The organism is Variovorax sp. CCNWLW186 (assembly GCF_037203865.1).
Classification (GTDB): Bacteria; Pseudomonadota; Gammaproteobacteria; order Burkholderiales; family Burkholderiaceae_C; genus Variovorax.
Genome location: NZ_JBBCBO010000029.1, coordinates 24,947 through 45,406, shown reverse-complemented (window position 1 = coordinate 45,406; position 20,460 = coordinate 24,947). Strand labels below are relative to the sequence as shown.

Here is a 20,460-nt window from a genome sequence, read left to right as displayed (position 1 = left end):
GGAGACTGATTAACTAGTAAGTCGAGCGGCCGCCGGAGAGGTCGAACACGGCGCCGGTGGAAAACGAGCAATCTTCGGTGCAGAGCCAGCCGACCATCGCGGCCACTTCTTCCACCGTGCCGAAGCGGCCCATCGGAATTTTCGAGAGCATGAACGCGATGTGCTCCGGTGTCATCTGGTCGAAGATGGCGGTCTTCACCGCCGCGGGCGTCACGCAGTTGACGCGAATGCCGGTGTCGGCCAGCTCCTTGCCGAGCGACTTGGTGAGCGCAATGACGGCGGCCTTGCTCGCACTGTAGGCGCTGGCGTTGGGATTGCCCTCCTTGCCCGCCACCGAGGCGATGTTGACGATGCGGCCGTAGCCCTGCCTGCGCATTTGCGCGACCACTTCGCGGCAGCAGAGAAAGACGCCGTTGATGTTGACCTCCATCACCTGCCGCCAGTCGTCCACCGGATAGTCCCAGAGCTTGGTGTTGGGGCCGGTGATGCCGGCGCTGTTGACCAATGCGTCGATGCGCGGCGAATGCGCCAGCGTGGCCGCGACGGCGGCTGCCACCGAAGGCTGCTGTGCCACGTCGACCTTCACTGCGAAAGCCTTGGGGCCCAGCGCAGCAGCAGCCTTGTTGGCCGCAGCCTCGTCGCGGTCCCACAGCGTGACGCTGCCGCCCGATGCGATCAGCCGCTCGGCGATGCCGTAGCCCAGCCCCGCCGCACCGCCGGTCACCACGGCATGGCGGCCGGCGAAGTCGAGCTGGTTCATATGGTGATGCCGCCGTCCACCGTGAAGGCCTGGCCTGTTGCAAACACCGATTCGTCGCTGGCCAGGAACACCACCACGGGTGCAATTTCCTCGGCTTGCGCGAGCCGCCCCATGGGCTGGCGGGCGATGAAGGCCTTGCGGGCGGCGTCCGGGTCTTCGTTGGCGTTGATGCGTTCGCCGAGCGACGGTGTATCGACCGTGCCGGGGCACACCGCATTGCAGCGGATGCCGCGCGCCACGAAGTCGGCCGCCACGCTCTTGGTGAGGCCGAGCACCGCGGCCTTGGTGGTGCCGTAGACGAAGCGGTTGGGCAACCCCTTCATGCTCGAGCACACGCTCGCCATGTTGATGATGCTGCCGCTTCCTGCGGCCAGCATGCCGGGCAGCGCGGCCTGAATCGTCCAGAACTGCGCGCGCACGTTCAGGTTGAACGCGAACTCCAGGTCCTTGTCGGAGGCCTCGAGCGCGGTGCCGTTGTGCACCACGCCCGCGCAGTTGAAGAGCACGTCGAGCGCGGGAAGACTCTTGAAGAAGGCACCGATGGCGTCTTTGTCGAGCACGTCGAGCCTGGCGGTGCGAACGTTGGCCACGCCGGCGTAGCGTTCGAGCAGCTTCTCGTTCACGTCAGTCGCCCAGACCTGTGCGCCTTCGGCGGCCATGGCGAGCACGCTCGCGTGGCCAATGCCTTGTCCGGCTGCCGTCACGAGCACGGTCTTGCCCTTGAGTCTCATGCATGTCTCCTTGAAAGATGGGAACCGGCCGTTCAGGGTTTGGCCTGATGGCAATGGCGCGGTGCGGATCGTATTCTGAATTGGCCTTACCACTTGTCCAATTCAGGACAACCCTTAACAGCAAGCCACTCGTGCCGCTACAGACCGTCGAACCCCAGCGCTTGTACCGCCAGATTGCCGACCAGCTTCGCGGGCTGATCGGCCAGGGCGAATTCGCGGTCGGCGCGCGGCTGCCGGCCGAACGCGACCTGGCCAAGCAACTCGGCGTGAGCCGGCCTTCGGTGCGCGAGGCGCTGATTGCGCTTGAGGTCGAAGGCTGGGTCGAGGTTCGCACGGGCTCGGGCGTGTACGTGCTCGACCGCTCGCACCGCGCAAGCAAGCCTGTGGCGCCCACGGAATGGGGGCCGCTGGAGCTGATTCGCGCGCGCCGGGTGATCGAGGGCGAAACCGCCGCCATCGCGGCCACCATCGGCAAGCGCAAGGACATCGACGCCATGAGCCGCGCCATCGAGCTGATGCGCGAACTGGCCGACCGAGAAGTGCTGCCGCTGGACGGCGACCGCGCTTTCCACGTGGCCATCGTCTCGGCCAGCGGCAATGCCGTGCTGGTGGAAACGGTGCAGAGCTTCTGGGATTCGCGCAACGGACCGATCTTCACGCGGCTGGGTGGGTACTTCGAGACGGTGCCGTCGTGGCGTTCGGCCATTGCAGAGCATGAGGCCATTCGCGACGCGGTGGCTGCGCACGACGCCGAGGCCGCGCGCGCCGCGATGCACATGCACATGGACAACTCGCACCAGAGATTCAGCGCGAGCTGGCGCCGCGCAAAAACTTCCTGAATCGCCAGCAGCATTTCTTTCAGCCACTACTACAACGGAGACAAACCGATGAACAGCAGCAAACGCAACACCCTGAAAGCCATCGCCGCCTGCACCCTGGCAGCCACCGCGCTGGGCACCGCCGGCATGGCCGGTGCGCAGACCAAGCTCAAGTGGGCGCACGTGTACGAAACCTCGGAGCCCTTCCACAAGTATTCCGTGTGGGCCGCCGAAGAAATCAAGAAGCGCACCAACGGCAAGTACGACATCCAGGTGTTCCCGGCATCGAGCCTGGGCAAGGAAGCGGACATCAACCAGGGCATGACGCTCGGCACGGTCGACATCGTGCTGACCGGCGCGAGCTTTGCGGGCAACACCTACAAGCCGCTGGCCGTGACCTACTTTCCGTTCATCTTCCGCGACGCGGAGCATCTGCTGAAGTACGCCAAGAGCGATGTGTTCAAGGAGCTTGCCAAGGGCTACGACGACAAGAGCGGCAACCACATCACCGCGCTCAACTACTACGGCGCGCGGCACGTTACCTCGAGCGCGGGCAAGCCGGTGACCAAGCCGGAGGACATGAAGGGCCTGAAGATCCGCGTGCCTGACGCGCCGGCCTACCTGGCCTTCCCGAAGGCGCTGGGCGCCAACGCCACGCCCATTGCGTTTGCCGAGGTCTACCTCGCGCTGCAGAACAACACGGTCGATGCGCAGGAAAACCCGCTGCCGACCATCGAGGCCAAGAAGTTCTTCGAGGTGCAGAAGAACATCTCTCTCACGGGCCACATCGTCGACTCGCTGCTCACCGTGACCTCCGGCCAGCTGTGGGGCAAGCTCTCGGCCGACGAAAAGAAGATCTTCACCGAGGTGATGCAGGAAGCCGCTGAAAAGACGGGCCGCGACATCATCGCGTCGGAAGCCCGCCTGGTCGAAGAGTTCAAGAAGAAGGGCAACAACGTGATCACGGTGGACAAGGCCGCGTTCCGTGAAGCCGTGCTGAAGAACACCAAGCCCACGGACCACGGCTATCGCCAGCAGGACTACGACCGCATCACGGCAATCAAGTAACCCCCCCGAAGCGGCTCACTTCGTGTAGCCGCCTCCCCCTCGAGGGGGCGACACCAGCGGCCCGGCAAAGCCGGTTCCGCGGTGTCTCCCGAAGGGGCTTCGCTTTGCTTGCCGCTGGAGCCGACCAGGAGATTGCATTGACTGACGACAAGAAAATCATTGATGACGAAGGCCACTTCCACGCGGAAGACGAGGTCGTCGACCTTTCCCACACCATCGCCGAAGGCTGGATTTCGCTCGCGATCTTCTGGATGCTCGGGCTCACGGTGTTCTACCAGTTCATCACGCGCTACGTGATGAACGACTCGGCCGCGTGGACCGAGGAAGTGGCGCGCTACATGCTGATTGCGGTGGTCTTCATCGGCGCGGCCATCGGGGTGGCAAAGAACAACCAGATCCAGGTCGACTTCTTCTACCGCCACATGCCCGCGGCCATGGGCCGCTGGGTGTCTCGCGCGGTCGACGTGCTGCGCACCGCCTTCTTCATTGCGGCCGTGATCATGACAGTGCAGATGATGCTGAAGATCGGCAACAACACCCGCATGACCATCGTCGATGCGCCGATGAACATCGTCTACGCGCTGTGCCTGTTCGGCTTCGTCGCGATGACCTGGCGCTCGATCCAGGTGGCGCGCACTCACTGGAAGCGCGGCTACAGCGTGCTCGAACGACCCGAGTCCACCCTTGCCGACCACTGAGCCCTGAGCCCGACGAGAACAACTGCATGCTGAAAATATTCTTCCTGATCTTCATGGCGGGCGGCATTCCGGTGGCCGTGGCCATGGCCGGCGCCTCGCTGGCCTACATCCTCGTGAGCGGCAGCCTGCCGCCGTTCGTTGTCATCCACCGCATGGTGAGCGGGATCGACAGCTTTCCGCTGCTGGCGGTGCCTTTCTTCATCCTGGCCGGCAACCTGATGAACAACGCCGGCATTACCACCCGCATCTACAACTTCGCGCTGGCGCTGGTGGGTTGGCTCAAAGGGGGCCTGGGCCATGTGAACGTGCTCGGCTCGGTGATCTTTGCGGGCATGAGCGGCACGGCCATCGCCGATGCGGCCGGTCTCGGCACCATCGAGATCAAGGCCATGAAGGAGCACGGCTACTCGACCGAGTTCGCGGTCGGCGTGACCGCGGCTTCGGCCACGCTGGGCCCGATCATTCCACCGAGCCTGCCGTTCGTGATCTACGGGATGATGGCCAACGTGTCGGTGGGGGCGCTGTTCCTTGCGGGCATCTTGCCGGGTGCGCTGCTGGCCATATTGATGATGCTCACGGTGGCCTACTTTGCCCACCGCAACGGCTGGGGCGGCGACGTCAAGTTCTCGAGCACGCGTTTCTTCAAGGCCATGTGCGAGCTGGCCGTGGTGATCGGCTGGCCACTGCTGATGTGGCTCCTGGTTTCGAAGCTGGGCACGCCGCCGCAGCTCACGGTGTTTGCGGGCCTGGCATCGCTCTTCGTGCTCGACAGGATTTTCAAGTTCGAGGCGCTGCTGCCGATCATGACGCCGGTGCTGCTGATCGGCGGCATGAGCACGGGCCTGTTCACACCCACCGAAGGTGCGATTGCAGCCTGCGTGTGGGCCATGATCCTGGGCTTTGCCTGGTACAAGACGCTGTCGTGGAAGATGTTCGTCAAGGTCTGCCTGGACACCATCGAGACCACGTCGACCGTGCTGTTCATCGTGGCCGCGGCTTCCATCTTCGGCTGGATGCTGACCGCCACCGGCGTGACCACCGACATCGCCAGCTGGGTGCTGGGCTTCACCAAGGAAGCCTGGGTGTTCCTGCTGCTGGCCAACCTGCTGATGCTGTTCGTGGGCTGCTTCCTGGAGCCCACCGCCGCCATCACCATTCTGGTTCCCATCTTGCTGCCGATTGCCACGCAACTGGGCGTCGACCCGATCCACTTCGGCCTGGTGATGGTGCTGAACCTGATGATCGGCCTGCTGCATCCGCCGATGGGCATGGTGCTGTTCGTGCTGGCGCGCGTGGCGGGGCTGAGCTTCGAGCGCACGACGATGGCCATCTTGCCGTGGCTCATTCCACTGCTGCTGGCATTGGTCGTGATTACCTATGTGCCTTCATTGGTACTGTGGTTGCCCAAAATGTTCTTCTAAGAAATGTTGCACACCCCCAGTCTTCGCGCACTTCGTGTCGCTTCGCCAACCCCCTTGCAGGGGGCAACACCAGCGGCCCGGCAAAGCCGGTTCCGCGGTGTTCCCCAGGAGATTCATCCATGGCATCCATGACCCCGTTTATTCGCCTCCATCCGGCCGACGATGTCGTGATCGCGCGCAGCCAGCTGGTCGGCGGCGCCAAGGTCGAAGACTTCGCCGTGCGCGGCCTGATTCCCGCCGGCCACAAGGTGGCGACACACGCCATTGCCGCGGGCGAGCCGGTGCGCCGCTACAACCAGATCATCGGCTTTGCGAGCAAGCCCATAGCCGCGGGCGAGCATGTGCACACGCACAACCTCGACATGGGCCCGGACAAGGGCGACTTCGAGCGCGACTACGCCTTTGGCGCCGACGTGAAGCCGCCCCCCGCAAAGCGCGAGGCCACCTTCATGGGCATCAGGCGGGCGGACGGCCGCGTGGCCACGCGCAACTACATCGGCGTGCTGACGAGCGTGAACTGTTCGGCCACCGCGGCGCGCGCCATAGCCGACCACTTTTCGCGCAAGACCAATCCGGCTGCGCTGGCGGACTATCCGAACGTCGACGGCATCGTGGCGCTCACGCACGGCACGGGCTGCGGCATGGACACGCAAGGCATGGGCATGCAGATCCTGGAGCGCACGCTCACGGGCTACGCCACGCACCCCAACTTTGCCGGCGTGCTGGTGGTGGGCCTGGGCTGCGAGGCGAACCAGATCAATGCCTGGCTCGCAACGGGCCACTTGGCCGAGGGCGAGAACTTCCGCACCTTCAACATCCAGGACACCGGCGGCACGCGCAAGACGGTCGAGAAGGGCATTGCGCTCATCAACGAGATGCTGCCGCGCGCCAACGCGGTGAAGCGAGAGCCGTGCAGCGCCGCGCACATCACCATCGGCCTGCAGTGCGGCGGCTCCGACGGCTATTCGGGCATCAGCGCCAACCCGGCGCTGGGTGCGGCGGTCGATCTGCTGGTGGCGCATGGCGGCACGGCCATCTTGAGCGAAACGCCCGAGGTCTATGGCGCCGAGCACCTGCTCACGCGCCGCGCGGTGCGGCGCGAGGTCGGCCAGAAGTTGGTGGAACGCATCAAGTGGTGGGAGCACTACACCGAGATCAATGAAGGCGAGATGAACAACAACCCCTCGCCGGGCAACAAGGCAGGCGGTCTCACGACGATTCTCGAGAAGTCGCTCGGCGCGGTGGCCAAGGGCGGCACCAGCAACCTCGAGGCGGTGTACGAATACGCAGAGCCGGTGACGGCGCACGGCTTCGTCTACATGGACACGCCGGGCTACGACCCCGTGAGCGCCACCGGGCAGGTGGCCGGCGGCGCGAACATCATCTGCTTCACGACCGGGCGCGGCTCGGCCTACGGCTGCGCGCCCTCCCCTTCGCTCAAGCTCGCGACCAACTCGGCGCTGTGGCAACGGCAGGAAGAGGACATGGACATCAACTGCGGCGAGATCGTGGACGGCACGTCGTCCATCCAGGAGATGGGCCAGCGCATCTTCGAGTTGGTGCTGGCGACCGCGTCCGGCGAGCCGTCGAAGAGCGAGAAACATGGCTACGGCCAGAACGAATTCGTGCCGTGGCAAGTCGGCGCAGTCATGTAGCTCGCCCCCAGGCTACGCGCACTTCGTGTCGCTTCTCCCTCCCCCTACCGGGGGCAACACCAGCGGCCCGGCAAAGCCGGTTCCGCGGTGTTTCACGAACGGGCCTTGCTGCGCGGCCCTTGATCAAACCCATGGAGTCAACTGATGCCCAAGACCCTTCCCGCCGCTACGTTGCGATCGCAATGCGCGCAAATCCTGACTGCCGCCGGCAGCACGCCGGCCGAAGCCGAACAGGTGGCGGCCAACCTGGTGCTCGCCAACCTGAGCGGCCATGATTCGCATGGCGTGGGCATGCTGCCGCGCTATGTGGATGCGGTGGCCGAAGGCGGGCTTGTGCCCAATGCCTCGGTCAAGGTCAATGCCGACATCGGCACGCTGCTCGCGCTCGACGGGCAGCATGGCTACGGGCAGATCGTCGGCGTGCAGGCGATGGAGCTCGGCATCGCACGGGCGAAGCAGCACGGCAGCTGCATCTTCACGCTCGCGAACGCGCACCACCTGGGCCGCATCGGGCACTTCGCCGAAATGGCGACGGCCGAAGGCCTGGTGTCGATGCACTTCGTCAATGTGCTTTCGCGGCCCGTGGTGGCGCCATGGGGCGGCGGCGACGGGCGCTTTGGCACCAACCCGTGCTGCATCGGCATTCCGCTGGCGGGGGCCGAGCCGTTTCTGCTCGACTTTGCGACCAGCCGCGTGGCACAGGGCAAGATGCGCGTTGCGCACAACAAGGGCGAGCAGGTGCCCGACGGCTACCTGATCGACGAGCGCGGCGCGCCGACCAATGACCCGGGCGTGGTGGTGGTGCCGCAATCCAACGGCCTCTTCGGCGCGCTCATGACCTTCGGCGAGCACAAGGGCTACGGCATGGCCATGGCCTGCGAGCTGCTGGGCGGGGCACTCACCGGCGGTGGCACTTGGCACCGCCCGGCCGATACGGCGCGCACGGTGCTCAACGGCATGCTGACCATCCTGATCGATCCCGCGAAGCTGGGAACGCAGGAAAGCTTCGCGCAGGAAGCGACAGCCTTCGTCGACTGGCTGCGCCAGAGCCCGCCGGGCGCGGGCTTCGACCAGGTGCAGATCGCGGGCGAACCCGAGCGCGCCGCACGTGTGGCGCGCGAGCGCAGCGGCATCTGGCTGGACGATGCAACGTGGGGAGAAATCGTCGCGGCCGGTTCCAAGGTGGGCGTGGCAATCGCGTAGAAGCCAGCGCTCGCGCTCATCTAGCGGCGTGCGTTGCGCGACTTCTGGCTCAGCACGATGGCAATGCCACCCAGGATGGCCACCGACGCGGCCGCCAGCCGCGGCGTGATTGCTTCCGAGAGCAGCAGCACCCCGCCGAACGCAGCCAGGAGCGGCACCGACAGCTGCACGGTGGCCGCCTGCATGGCCGAAAGACGGGCCAGCGCCGCATACCAGACCACATAGCCGAGGCCCGACGTCAGCGCGCCGGAGGCCACGGCCAACGCGATGCCGGTTGCGTCCGCATGGGCGCGCGCCACAAAAACGACGCTGAGTGCCAGGGCCAGCGGCACCGCCCGCAAGAAGTTGCGCGAGGTGGCGGCCAAGGGGTTGGGCACGCCACGGCCGCGGAGCGAATACACGCCCCACGCCACGCCGGCGACGGCCATCAGCACGGCGCCCAGGAGCGGCGGTGCGGCAACACCGGGCAACACCAGGTAGACCAGCCCGCCCGCCGCCAGAACGAAGCCGAGCCAAGCGACGGGACCGAAGCGTTCGCCCGCGCCAAGGCCCGCGCCAAGCATGGTGAGCTGAACCGCGCCGAACAGGATCAGCGCGCCCGTGCCCGCGGAAAGGCTCAGGTAAGCAAAAGAAAAGAAAGCCACATAGGCAAACAACATGGCGGCAGCGAGCCAGTCGGCTCGGGCGGCCGAAGGCGGCCGCGACCTCAGCTGCACGACAAGCAGGAGCGTGATTGCACCGGAAACCAGCCGGATGCTGCCGAAGCTGGCCGGGTCGATGCCCTGCCGCTGCAGTGCGAGCCTGCACAACAGCGAGTTGGCCGCGAACGCGAGCATGGCCACCGCCGTCAGGGCGATGGTCTGCAGGGTGGACGGGCCGCGGCGTGCCTCGGACACAACTTCAGACATGGGAGGCCACCATGAAGACAGCCCATCCCAGCAGCGCGAACCCGAGCGGCGCGCTCAGCCGATGGCCCCAGGAAACGTTCTTCTCCAGTGCCATGACCACGGCCAGCAGCAGCATCCACCCAAGGCTGCCGGTGCCGAGCGCGAACATCAACAGCATGAGCGCCCAGCAGCAGCCGACGCAGAAGAGACCATGGTGCATGCCCAGGACGAATGCCTGGCGGGCTTGCGCATGGCCGCGCCAGTGCTCGATGACGAAGCTCAGAGGCGTTCGGCACTTCTCCAGGCACTGGTGCTTGAGGCGGCTGAACTGGAAGGCGCCGGCCAGCGCAATGGTCGCGGCACCGATGACCCAGCCATGCCAGGCCAGCGTCGGCGCGCTGGCCAGCAGTGCCAGCACCGCGCTGTGGAGCCCGTGCGCCAGCAGGCCGAAAGCGCCCCACACCGCCATGTAGCCGAGCCCCAGCATGGTGAGAAGGCGTGCGTGGTCGGCCCGCCCGGCGGTCAGTCGGTCGAAGGCGTTGAACAGCGGCAGCGTGGTCGGCAGCATCATGGCGGCCGTCATGAGGATCCACGCCGCGGCGTAGAGCACGGCAGGCACGACCACGCCACCGGCCGGGACGACCTGGCACAGGAAGGCGGCTGGGCCAGAGACGGTCCAGTCGCCATGTTCGAGATAGCGTCCGTAAGGGCTGCGTGCCCAAGCCCACAACACCAGCCACGCGAGCGTGGCGAGCGCGGCAAGAACCGGCAGGAACACGCGGCGGTGGCGGACTGCGTTGCGCGGCAACGCGGCGCTCATGAGTCGAACACGAAAGTGCTTTGCAGCGCGTTGTGGTTCTTCAGATTCAGGTCGATGCCCAGCGCGTGGTTCTTCGACCGGTAGGTGGGCGCCTTGCCGACGAACACCGGCGCGCCCGGCACGGTGGAAAACACGGTGTCGGACAGCGTGGTCTGGCCGCCGGTGGCGCCGCGGTAGGGCTCGAGTTCGGCGTAGTAGTCGGTGCCAATCTCCAGCTCGCCCTTGCCTTCGTTCACCGTAAAGCGAATGGGCGCCCGCTCGACCGACACGACCTCGCCGATGAGCTTGGCCAGGTCGGCGATCGGCCCGCCGGCTTGCCCGGTGTAGACCTTGAGCAGCGCTTCTTCCTGCTCCTTGGAGGCGTTGTCGTCGACGAAGATCGCCGCCGTCCAGTTGCCTTGGAGGATGTTTCCGGGCACGTGGGCCACGGCTGCGATGGTGTTGCCGCCGACGTCGATGCCGTCAATGGTTCCCTTGTCGATGCGCCACGCGACGATGGTGTCGCAGGTGCCGTTGTCGGGGTCCTCGCCGATCCAGCAGGGACACAGGACATTGCAGTTGCAAACCTCGAGCAGGCGACCTTCCAGGTGATAGCTCATACGAACCTCCGTTCAGAAGCTACGCGAACACAGGCTTGTCGCCGCGACTCAGCGGCAAGGGGGCGCTGATCGTACGCCTCGCAACCAGGCAAGTCGAGTGCGCCATCCGGACCCATGCGGCGCCATGGGTACCCTGGGTACCCATGGGCTGCGGCGGATCAGCTCCGGCTTGTGTCGTGCGCCGGCTTGCCGACCTGGACGCTCACTTCCTCGCCCTTGATCTTCGCCTGCACGGCCTTCACGGCCCGCTCGAGCCGCGCGCCGTAGTCGGCATCGGCCTGGCGGAAGTAGCCGATCGAGCGGTCGATGATGTCCTGCCGCGTCACGGCGCCCAGCCCGCCCGCGATGCTGTTCACCAGCCGCTCCTTGGCTGCTTCGTCCATCAGGCGATAAAGGTCGCCGGCCTGAACGAAGTCGGTGTCCTCGGGGTGTTGCTGCCACTGGTGGCTGCCGGTCCAGCCGTGGATCTCGAGCGGCGCATACACCGGCTCGTTGGTCTGCTTGGGCGCGTTGCTGAAGCTGTTGGGCTCGTAGTTGGGGCCGCGGCCGCCGTTGCCGTCGCCGCGCATCGCGCCGTCGCGGCCGTAGTTTTGCGCCGTGGTGGCGTGCGGACGGTTCACCGGCAGCTGCGTGTGGTTGATGCCCAGGCGGTAGCGCTGCGTGTCGCCGTAGCTGAACAGGCGGCCTTGCAGCATCTTGTCGGGCGACGGACCGATGCCGGGCACGAAGTTGGCGGGGTTGAACGCGGCCTGCTCGATTTCGGCAAAGTAGTTGTCGGGGTTGCGGTTGAGCGTGAGGATGCCGATGTCGATCTTCGGATAGTCCTTGTGCGACCAGACCTTGGTCAGGTCGAAGGGGTTGAAGCGGTAGGTCTGCGCTTCGGCCACGGGCATGATCTGCACCTGCACCTTCCAGGTCGGGAACTCGCCGCGCTCGATGGAGTGCAGCAGGTCGAGGTGGTGGTGGTTCGGGTTTTCGCCCCCCACGCGCTGCGCCTCTTCGGCCACGAAGGTCTCGATGCCCTGGTTGGTCTTGAAGTGGTACTTGACCCAGAAGGCCTCGCCCTTGGCGTTCACCCACTGGAAGGTGTGCGAGCCGAAACCGTCCATGTGGCGGTAGCTCTTCGGAATGCCGCGGTCGCCGAAGAGCCAGGTGAACTGGTGCGTGGCTTCGGGCGAATGCGAGAAGAAGTCCCACGCGTTATTGGGCTCCTGCACGTGGCTGTAGGGGTCGCGCTTTTGCGAGTGGATGAAGTCGGGAAACTTGAGCGGATCGCGAATGAAGAAGACCGGCGTGTTGTTGCCGACGAGGTCGTAGTTGCCTTCTTCGGTATAGAACTTGAGCGCAAAGCCCCGCGGGTCGCGCACGGTGTCGGCCGAGCCGAGTTCGAGCGCCACGGTCGAGAAACGGGCCAGCACTTCGGTCTTCTTGCCCACCTGGCCGAGGAACTTGGCCTTGGTCCATTTCGACACGTCGGCCGTGACTTCGAAAGTGCCGAAGGCGCCCGATCCACGCGCATGCACCACGCGCTCCGGAATGCGCTCGCGGTCGAAGCGCGCAAGCTTCTCGATGAGGTTGTGGTCCTGCATCAGCACAGGGCCGTTGACGCCGGCCGTCTGCGACTGCTGGTTGTTCTCGACGGGCGCGCCGTTTTCGGTGGTGAGCTTGCGGGAGTCGGTCATTTGTGGGCTTTCCTCGTGAGTTGTGGAGCCCATGTATTTTGTCAATGAATATGACGGCGTCACGTCATATTCAACTATCGCATCGATAGGAGGCAATCTCAGGAGGCGATCTCTCCGCGACCGGCGGCGCGCCGGCGCTGCCACCTAGACGATCAGCGCGATCGTGGCTTCGAGGTGTTCCGAGGGCGCGCGGCGGAAGCCCGAGCGCGTGAAGCGCTGCAGCTGGCCGACCACGAAGGCCGTGAGCGCGGCGGCGCGCACCTGCGCGTCGACCGTGGGGGTTGCAGAACCGTCAGCGGCGGCCGTGCCGCGCAGCACTTGGCGCAGCGTGGCTTCGATCTTGTCGAAGAACTGGTTCATGCGCTGCTGGAGCCGCTCGTTCTCGAACACCAGTGCGTCGCCCACCATGACACGCGTCATGCCGGGGTTGCGCTCGGCAAACTGCACCAGCAGCGTGAGGATTCTTGCGGCCTGCTGCGCGCCGGTGGCACCTTCGCGCTCGAGAATCTGGTTGACCAGGGTGAAGACGCTCTGCTCGATGAAATCGATGAGGCCTTCGAACATCTGCGCCTTGCTCGCGAAGTGACGGTAAAGCGCAGCCTCGCTCACGTCGAGCCGCGCGGCCAATGCCGCCGTGGTCACCCGCTCGGCACCGGGCTGTTCCAGCATGGCGGCCAGCGCCTGCAAAATTTGCACGCGCCTTTCCCCGGGCTTGGGGCGCTTTCGCACGGGGGCGGCGGCTGCCAGCGGCTCGGTTGGAGTTTCTACGCCGGGATAGCTTGTCTCTTCGTTCTGCATGGGAGCGCGTGCAAAGATGTAATCAATTGATTCTCGCACAGGGCCGCGCAGTGAGCGCGTGCAAACGGGGCGGGAAAGCTCGTACAGAATCAACTTCCCTGACAAAGTAAAGAGTTTTTCATGGCCAACAGCGTACTGGTGACCGGAGGGGCGGGTTTCATTGGCAGCCACACCTGCGTGGCGTTGGCCGCGGCCGGCTATGTGCCGGTGATCCTGGACAACCTGGGCAACAGCGATGTGCGCGTGCTGGAACGCTTGCGCCAGATCACGGGCAGCGCACCGCGGCTGATCGAAGGCGACGTGCGCGACAGGGCCCTGCTCGACCGCGTGCTGGGGAGCGAACGTTTCTCGGCCGTGATCCACTTTGCCGGCCTCAAGGCCGTCGGCGACTCGGTGGCCGACCCGCTGGCCTACTACGACAACAACGTGCACGGAAGCTTCGTGCTTGCTTCGGCCATGCAGCAGGCGGGCGTGCGGACCTTGATTTTTTCGTCTTCCGCCACGGTGTACGGCGAACCCGACCATTCACCCATTCCGGAAGACGCGCCCTGCAGGCCGGCCAGCCCCTATGGCCGTTCGAAGCACATGGTCGAAGAAGCACTCACCGATTTGCACCGCGCCGAACCGGAATGGCGCATCGCGCTGCTGCGCTACTTCAACCCCGTCGGCGCGCATGAAAGCGGGCTCATCGGAGAACACCCGCAAGGCAAGCCGAACAACCTGATGCCCTTCGTGTGCCAGGTGGCCGTGGGGCAGCGGGACAAGCTGGTGATCCACGGCAACGACTACCCCACGCCCGACGGCACCGGCGTGCGCGACTACGTGCACGTGATGGACCTGGCCGAAGGACACGTCGCGGCCCTGCGGCATGCGGAGGCCAATCCAGGCTTGGTCACGCTGAACCTCGGCACCGGCCGCGGCGCTTCAGTGCTGGAGGTTGTGCATGCGTTCGAACGCGCGAGCGGGCGAACAATTCCTTGCGAGATCGGCCCGCGCCGGGCTGGCGATGTGCCCGCGTACTGGGGCGACCCCTCGCTCGCGCAGGCCACGCTGGGTTGGCGTGCGCATCGCGGGCTGGACCAGATGTGTGCGGACAGCTGGCGCTGGCAGCAGGGTAACCCGAACGGGTACGAGGGCTGAGCCCAGCCCGCGGAGATTGGCTCAGCGCGCGCGAATCATCGTGCCGTAGGCCTGGTCGGTCAGGATTTCGAGCAGCATGGCGTGCGGCACCCGCCCGTCGATGATGTGCACCGCGTTCACGCCGCTCTTGGCTGCGTCGAGCGCGCCTTCGATCTTGGGCAGCATGCCCCCCGAGATAGTGCCGTCCGCAAACAGGTCATCGATTTCGCGTGCGCTCAGGTTGGTGAGCAGCTTGCCGTCTTTGTCGAGCACACCGGGCGTGTTGGTCAGGAGCATGAGCTTCTCGGCCTTGAGCACGGTGGCAAGCTTGCCGGCGACCACGTCGGCATTGATGTTGTAGCTCTCGTTCTCCTCGCCGAAGCCGATGGGGCTGACCACCGGAATGAACGCGTCGTCCTGCAGCGCCTTGACCACGCTGGGGTCGATGGAGACGATGTCGCCGACCTGGCCCACGTCGTGATGCAGGTTGGGGTCGGCACGGTCGGCCATCTTGAGCTTTTGCGCGCGGATCATGCCGCCGTCGCGGCCGGTCAGGCCCACGGCCTTGCCGCCGGCTTGGTTGATCAGGCCCACGATGTCCTGCTGCACTTCGCCGGCCAGCACCCATTCGACGACTTCCATGGTCTCGGCGTCGGTCACGCGCATGCCCTGAATGAAGCTGCCCTTCTTGCCAAGGCGGTTGAGCGCCGCCTCGATCTGCGGGCCGCCGCCGTGCACCACCACGGGGTTCATGCCGACCAGCTTGAGCAGCACCACGTCTTCCGCGAAGTCGGCCTGCAGGGCCGGATCGGTCATGGCATTGCCGCCGTACTTGATGACGATGGTCTTGCCGTGGAACTTGCGGATGTACGGCAGCGCCTGGGCCAGGATCTCGGCCTTGTCGCGCGGGGGAATGTTGAGGACGGGGTCGGTCATGGGCGGGCAGGCTCCAAAACGGTGAGGAGGACGATGAATAGAGGAAATTGTCGCAACAAGCGGGCCGTCTTGCGCGCTGTCACGGGCGCAGCCAGCGCGGCACCTTGAATCGCACGATCATCAGGTACGCACCCACATAGGTCGTGACGAACAGCAGGCAAAACAGCATCAGCACGATGGTGTTGTTCCAGAACAGCACGGCCGGCACCACCGACAGCGCTGCGAACATCCACAGGTAGGGAGAGGTCCTGTTGTTGCGGGCGAGCAATTGGCGGGCCTCGTCGTCCGCGAACGCCACCCGCACGATGCGCCGAAAGATCAACTGGTGAAAGTGCAGCGCGTCGGCCGTGCCGGGCGACTGCCCGCGCGCGAGCTTGCGGTAGATGGAAAACAGCGTTTCCCAGACCGGGTAGATCAGCAGCAGCATCGGGAACCACGGCGAGACGACGCGGTGCCGCTGCACGAGCGTGACGCAGGCCACGGCGATGACCATGCCCCACACATAGGCACCGCCGTCGCCGGCGAAGATCTTGCCGCGCGGGTAGTTCCAGATCAAAAAGCCGACGGTGGCGCCGACCAGGCAGACCATCATCGCCGCGAGTTGGCGGTCGCCCACCTGCAGCGCCACGTGCGAAATGGCAAGGCAGACCAGCACGGCCACGGTGCCGGCCAACCCGTTGTAGCCGTCGATGATGTTGAAGGCATGCGGCAGCCCGCCGATGGCCAGCGCCGCGAACAGAACGGCGCCATAGGGAACCAGCGCCAGCCAGCCGTCGACAGCCTCGATGCCGGTGCGCGACAGGCTGAGCCCGAGCATCCAGCAGGCCAGCAAGGCGGAGCCGATGGTGAGCCCCAGCCGGTAGCGCACCCTCACGTTCTGCGTCACGTCTTCGAGGATGCCGGCGATGACGGCCGGTGCAATGCACAGCAGCGTGAGCATCGAGGTCTTGACCGGCCACGACACGTTGAACGGATCGGTTCCCGTGATGCCGGCCGCCAGCCAGGCCACCCCCATGCCGAACATGATTCCGGCGCCGCCGAGGCGCGGCACATGGCCCTTGTGGAAGCGCTGGGGCATGTCCGTGCCGTAGAGCCGCGCATGCCGTCGCGCCCGGCGCATGAACAGCTGCACCGCGAAGGCAGAGGCAAAAAAACTGATGACGATCAGAGCAATCATGTGTGGGTGTTGGGGAACTCTAGAATTCCCGAGCGAAATTAGACCATGCCAGCGCCCTCCCCCTCCCTTCCCCCCATCACCGTTTCGATCGTCAGCCACGGTCAGCTTGCGCTGATCAGGCCGCTGCTCGAGCAGTTGGACCGCTTCAGCGGTGCATCGACCGCCAAGGTCGTGCTCACGCTGAACATCCCCGAACCCGATGTGCTGGCGGGCCAGGAATGGAGCTTTCCGGTCGAGCGCATCGAAAACGCCCAGCCAAAGGGCTTTGGGGCCAACCACAACCAGGCGTTCCAGCACTGCGAGACGCCGTGGTTCCTGGTGCTCAACCCGGACATCCGCTTCGACGGCGACGTGCTGGCGCCCTTGATTGCCCAGGCCGCGCCTGACGCCGGCCTGTTGACGCCGCGCATCCTGGAGCCAGGCAAGAGCACGCCCGAGCAGCATCGCGAGATCATCACGCCGCTCGAAATCGTGACCCGCCGGAAGCCGGGCTATGAACGCCCGGCGGTGCCCGCCTGGATTCCGGGCCTGTTCATGCTGTTTCGAAGCAGCGCCTACCGACAGATCGGCGGCTTCGACGAGCGCTTCTTCATGTACGGGGAAGACTTCGACATCTGTGCCCGGACGCAACTCGCGGGCTGGAAGCTGCAGGTGGGAGAAGACCTGCTGGCGCGCCACGAGGCGCAGCGTGCCAGCCGCAGCAGCAAAAAGCATCTGTACTGGCACGTAACCAGCTTGCTGAAGGTGTGGACTTCGGGAGCCTTCTGGCGCTATAGGCGGCTGAAGGCGGGCACCCGCTAAGCACGGTCCCGCGAGCCCGAGCTATCCGCGCTCGAGCAGGTCCTGCGCCACCGCGTGCCAGCCGCGCCCGAAGCGGTCATAGCGGCCGCGAGCGGCCTCCAGCATTACCGGACCGAGGCGCGCAAGCCTCGATCGGGGCAACTCGGCCCTGAAGCGCTGGTGCGCCACCTTGGCACGCTGGGCCTCGAGGTACTTCGGTTGCACCTTCGCGCCGAGGGAGCTCAGCCGGTCCAGCAGCGCCTCCGCCCTGCGCAGCCGCGCCCAATGCTTGTCGCCGCGCTCGACAAAGGCCTTGCCGATCTTTTCAGAGAGCGTCGGCCGGCGCGCGCCGATCTGGTTGCTTGCATGTTGCCGGTAGTCGATGAGCGGCTCCGCCAGCACATCGACACGGCCGGTGGCCGCGGCCACCGCGCCGAGCCACTCGTCGTGCACCCAGCCCTCGGGGAACGGCAAGGCGAATTCAAGCAGTTCCTTGCGAAACATGGTGGTGGCACCGGTGACCAGATTGCGCCGCAACAGCACATCGAAGGCATTTCCGCTTGCAATGGCAGCCAGTTCGGCGGGTCGTACCTCTAGCGCGTGAAAGAGCGAAGTGCCCAGCGGTGCGAGCTCGGCGTCGACCAGGCGGGCATCGGTGTGCAGCAGCAGCAGCTCGGGCTCAGCTTCGAAGCGGGCCGCCATGCGGGCCAGCCGGCCCGGGTGCCACACGTCGTCCTGGTCGCTGAGCGCGATGAGTTCGTGGGTGCATGCCCGCACGGCCTGCTCGAAATTGCGGGTGACGCCCAGTGCCGGCGAATTCTGGAAAACGACGAGCTCGACGCTTTCGGCAGCGCCGCAAGCGGCCAGGGTGCTGCGCACCGTGGCAATGGTCTCATCCGTCGAACCGTCGTCTGAAAGCACGATCTGGCTCGGCGGCCTGTCTTGCGTGCAGATGCTGCGCACCTGCGCCGCCACGAAGCGCGCGCCATTGCGCGTGCAAAGCGCGACTGAAATACCCTGCATCTTCAAACCGGCGCCAGGCGCGGCGGCCAGGCGTAGCTGAAGTCTTCGCGCGCGAGCATGAGGTTCGGGCTGTAGGCGGGGTCGTTCTTCAGCAACTCGCCCCAGCGTTGCTGCATGTAGGCGGCCTCTTCCTGGAACTGGTGTTTTCCGTGCGGGGAGGCATTCCTGGAGTGAATAGCCGGCTGGTGCAGGAATAGTTCCGCATGAGGCGTCCACAGGTTGCGCAAGCCCGAAGCGCGCAAGCGGAGACAAAAATCGACGTCGCCAAAAAACTCCTTCAGATGACTCTCATCGAATCCGCCGACCTGTTCGTAGTGGCTTTTCCGGATCACCATACATTCGGCTGAGACGGCCGAGAAAGATTGGATCAGCGCGGCGCGTCCGCCGTAGCCGGGTCTTCCCGCGGGCATTCCGCGATGCGGATGGGTTGCGATGTCCTTCGCGTCCAGGATCAGACCCGCGTGCTGAAGCGTCTTGTCCGGATACCAGAGCCGCGCGCCGACAGCGCCGACGCCAGGCTGCAGTGCGAGGCTCACCATCTCGCTCAGCCAGTCGGGCGAAATGACTTCGATGTCGTGGTTGAGCAGTGCGATCACATCGCCTTGCGCGATGGCTGCCGCACCGTTGTTCAGCGCTGGATAGCTGGAACTCCGGTCGTCGCGCAGCACCCGAATGTTCGGGTGGTCCGCGGCAACGGTCTTCAACCAGGCCAGCGTCGCAGGGTCGTCGGAACCGTTGTCGACGATGATGATCTCGTAGCGCGAGTAACTTGTCTTCTGCAAGATGGAGCCGACGCACTGGCGCACCCGAGGCAGCGCGTCGCGCGTTGGAATGATCAACGAAACCAGGGGCAAGACATCAGGCAAGGCGTAATGCACCCGGTAGCCGAAATCCAGATGCTCGGCAGTGGCGCGCACACCCGTGCGCACAAAGTGCTCATTCAGTGCCCGCTCGCCCGCGATAGCCGCGTAGGGCTTGGCCGTCATCGAGCCGGCCGTGCTTTCTGCATGCACCCGCCAGTGATAAAGCACGCGGGGGATGTGTTGAATCTGCTCCGGCTCCACGCGCTCCATGCAGCGCAGCACCAAGTCCCAGTCCTGCGAACCTTCGAGCCCCGCGCGAAAACCGCCAACCGAGCGCATGAGTTCGGTGGACAGCACGCCGAGGTGGCTGAACATGTTCTGCGAGCGAAAGAGATCGACGTTCCAGTCCGACTTGAAATACGGCCCGAAGCGATGGCCGCCTTCGTCGACCTTGTCCTCGTCCGAGTAGATCAGCTGCACGCCAGGGTGCTCGGCAATGCAATCGGCCACCCAGAACAATGCATGGGCCGGCAGCAGGTCGTCGTGGTCCATGAGCGCCACCCAGGGTCCCACCGCCAGTTCCAGCGCGCTGTTCGATGCCGCGGAGATATGGCCGTTTTCAGCCCGGAACACCACTTTGATGCGGGGATCTGTCTCGCTGTACGACTTGAGTACCTCTCGCACCTCGGCCGAAGGCGAAGCGTCGTCGGCAATGCACAGCTCCCAATGCGGATAGACCTGCCCACGAACCGACTCGATGGCTTCGCGCAGCCACGCCGGGTTGGGGTTGTAGGTCGGCATCAGCACGGAGATCAGCGGGCGGTCTTTCATCGCCGACACACGCTGCGAGATCTTTTCGCGCAGTTCAGGCGTGAGAGTGTCGTAGCGCCGCACCCACTTGGAATAATCGTTGTAGCCGCCGAGGCGCCGGCGCAACTCCCATCGGATACCGCGCCAGCCCGACTTCTGGAACAACTTCCAGGCCCGCTGCATGCGCCTTACCACCCTGAACCTCGCCAAAGTGCGTCCAAGCCAAGACCGAGCCGATCAAAAGATTTCATATTGCGTGCCCGAAGAAGCGGAGTGGGGCTTGTGGGGAATACTGGAACAGGTAAGCGAGGCCGGAGAGGGAATCACCCTACCAGGCACGCGGGCGGCGGACGATTATCTTCGGAACTCTTCAAGGCAAGTGGCAGGACTTGCAGCTGCCATGCCAAGAAGCACCCGAGAGCTACCCGTAAAATCGCTCGATCACCACTGGCCGCACAGCGCAGAGCACTGGACTGTTGGCGCATGCGGCGCCTTTGCAAACCGACGGTGCCAGGAATAAAGCCGCGTCTGGCAATATTGCGCCATACCCATTGAAGAGAAACAACGCTTGACCAACATCGGCAACGAAGAACTGGTGCTCATCGCAATCCAGTGTGACGAATATCTCGGTGGCGACTATATCGCCGGCCTGGCAGACACTTTCGGAAGCGT

19 protein-coding genes are annotated in these 20,460 nt (G+C 65.2%); 8 read left to right on the top strand and 11 right to left on the bottom strand.

Going from position 1 to position 20,460, the window contains the following annotated elements; genetic code table 11:
* Nucleotides 1-13: 13 nt before the first annotated feature.
* Complete coding sequence (locus tag V9K97_RS24840) at nt 14-760, bottom strand: SDR family NAD(P)-dependent oxidoreductase (protein ID WP_337321340.1); 747 nt, start codon at nt 758-760, stop codon at nt 14-16.
* Nucleotides 757-1,491 carry an SDR family oxidoreductase gene (locus V9K97_RS24835; RefSeq protein WP_337321338.1) on the bottom strand — a complete coding sequence of 245 codons (735 nt, stop codon included), beginning with the start codon at nt 1,489-1,491 and terminating at the stop codon, nt 757-759. The genes V9K97_RS24840 and V9K97_RS24835 overlap by 4 nt, the downstream gene beginning before the upstream one ends.
* Before the next feature lie 131 nt (nt 1,492-1,622).
* Between V9K97_RS24835 and V9K97_RS24830 the strand changes: the two genes are divergently transcribed.
* From V9K97_RS24830 to V9K97_RS24805, 6 genes are all read left to right on the top strand, one after another.
* On the top strand, nt 1,623-2,330 hold the full coding sequence (locus V9K97_RS24830; protein ID WP_337321336.1) for a FadR/GntR family transcriptional regulator: 708 nt from the start codon (nt 1,623-1,625) through the stop codon (nt 2,328-2,330).
* Between the two features lie 48 nt (nt 2,331-2,378).
* The gene (locus V9K97_RS24825) at nt 2,379-3,377 is read left to right on the top strand and encodes a sialic acid TRAP transporter substrate-binding protein SiaP (protein WP_337321334.1); all 999 of its coding nucleotides are present in this window, start codon (nt 2,379-2,381) and stop codon (nt 3,375-3,377) included.
* 137 nt (nt 3,378-3,514) lie between these two features.
* The gene (locus V9K97_RS24820; RefSeq protein ID WP_337321332.1) at nt 3,515-4,075 is read left to right on the top strand and encodes a TRAP transporter small permease; all 561 of its coding nucleotides are present in this window, start codon (nt 3,515-3,517) and stop codon (nt 4,073-4,075) included.
* A gap of 26 nt (nt 4,076-4,101) precedes the next feature.
* Nucleotides 4,102-5,496 carry a TRAP transporter large permease gene (locus tag V9K97_RS24815; protein WP_337321331.1) on the top strand — a complete coding sequence of 465 codons (1,395 nt, stop codon included), beginning with the start codon at nt 4,102-4,104 and terminating at the stop codon, nt 5,494-5,496.
* A gap of 128 nt (nt 5,497-5,624) precedes the next feature.
* Complete coding sequence (locus V9K97_RS24810) at nt 5,625-7,151, top strand: UxaA family hydrolase (protein ID WP_337321357.1); 1,527 nt, start codon at nt 5,625-5,627, stop codon at nt 7,149-7,151.
* 144 nt (nt 7,152-7,295) lie between these two features.
* Entirely contained in the window at nt 7,296-8,354 is a 1,059-nt protein-coding gene (locus tag V9K97_RS24805; RefSeq protein WP_337321329.1) for a malate/lactate/ureidoglycolate dehydrogenase, read from the top strand.
* Nucleotides 8,355-8,374: 20 nt separating this feature from the next.
* Here V9K97_RS24805 and V9K97_RS24800 read toward each other — a convergent pair whose 3' ends face one another.
* The 5 genes from V9K97_RS24800 to slmA all read right to left on the bottom strand — a co-directional run bounded on the left by V9K97_RS24800 (nt 8,375) and on the right by slmA (nt 13,140).
* Nucleotides 8,375-9,262 (bottom strand): DMT family transporter, encoded by an 888-nt coding sequence (locus V9K97_RS24800; RefSeq protein WP_337321327.1) that lies wholly within the window; start codon nt 9,260-9,262, stop codon nt 8,375-8,377.
* Nucleotides 9,255-10,061 carry a DUF2182 domain-containing protein gene (locus tag V9K97_RS24795; protein WP_337321325.1) on the bottom strand — a complete coding sequence of 269 codons (807 nt, stop codon included), beginning with the start codon at nt 10,059-10,061 and terminating at the stop codon, nt 9,255-9,257. Before V9K97_RS24795 ends, V9K97_RS24800 begins: the two co-directional genes overlap by 8 nt.
* Nucleotides 10,058-10,660 carry a DUF1326 domain-containing protein gene (locus tag V9K97_RS24790; protein WP_337321323.1) on the bottom strand — a complete coding sequence of 201 codons (603 nt, stop codon included), beginning with the start codon at nt 10,658-10,660 and terminating at the stop codon, nt 10,058-10,060. The genes V9K97_RS24795 and V9K97_RS24790 overlap by 4 nt, the downstream gene beginning before the upstream one ends.
* A gap of 158 nt (nt 10,661-10,818) precedes the next feature.
* Nucleotides 10,819-12,342, bottom strand: coding sequence for a catalase (locus V9K97_RS24785; protein WP_337321321.1), 1,524 nt, complete (start codon nt 12,340-12,342; stop codon nt 10,819-10,821).
* A gap of 144 nt (nt 12,343-12,486) precedes the next feature.
* A complete protein-coding gene (gene slmA / locus V9K97_RS24780; RefSeq protein WP_258503916.1) occupies nt 12,487-13,140 on the bottom strand; it encodes a nucleoid occlusion factor SlmA in 654 nt (217 codons plus the stop codon).
* Between the two features lie 120 nt (nt 13,141-13,260).
* Here slmA and galE point away from each other — a divergent pair, with 120 nt between their 5' ends.
* A complete protein-coding gene (gene galE / locus V9K97_RS24775; RefSeq protein WP_337321319.1) occupies nt 13,261-14,280 on the top strand; it encodes a UDP-glucose 4-epimerase GalE in 1,020 nt (339 codons plus the stop codon).
* A 21-nt stretch (nt 14,281-14,301) separates the two neighbouring features.
* On the opposite strand, the gene argB is transcribed toward galE, so the two are convergent.
* Together argB and V9K97_RS24765 are read right to left on the bottom strand one after the other, a co-directional pair.
* On the bottom strand, nt 14,302-15,195 hold the full coding sequence (gene argB / locus V9K97_RS24770) for an acetylglutamate kinase (RefSeq protein ID WP_124959799.1): 894 nt from the start codon (nt 15,193-15,195) through the stop codon (nt 14,302-14,304).
* A 79-nt stretch (nt 15,196-15,274) separates the two neighbouring features.
* Complete coding sequence (locus V9K97_RS24765; protein ID WP_337321313.1) at nt 15,275-16,372, bottom strand: glycosyltransferase family 4 protein; 1,098 nt, start codon at nt 16,370-16,372, stop codon at nt 15,275-15,277.
* Between the two features lie 45 nt (nt 16,373-16,417).
* Here V9K97_RS24765 and V9K97_RS24760 point away from each other — a divergent pair, with 45 nt between their 5' ends.
* Entirely contained in the window at nt 16,418-17,173 is a 756-nt protein-coding gene (locus tag V9K97_RS24760) for a glycosyltransferase family 2 protein (protein ID WP_337321311.1), read from the top strand.
* A 21-nt stretch (nt 17,174-17,194) separates the two neighbouring features.
* On the opposite strand, the gene V9K97_RS24755 is transcribed toward V9K97_RS24760, so the two are convergent.
* The gene (locus V9K97_RS24755) at nt 17,195-18,175 is read right to left on the bottom strand and encodes a glycosyltransferase family 2 protein (protein WP_337321310.1); all 981 of its coding nucleotides are present in this window, start codon (nt 18,173-18,175) and stop codon (nt 17,195-17,197) included.
* Between the two features lie 2 nt (nt 18,176-18,177).
* Nucleotides 18,178-19,971 carry a glycosyltransferase family 2 protein gene (locus V9K97_RS24750; protein ID WP_337321308.1) on the bottom strand — a complete coding sequence of 598 codons (1,794 nt, stop codon included), beginning with the start codon at nt 19,969-19,971 and terminating at the stop codon, nt 18,178-18,180.
* Nucleotides 19,972-20,460: the final 489 nt, after the last annotated feature.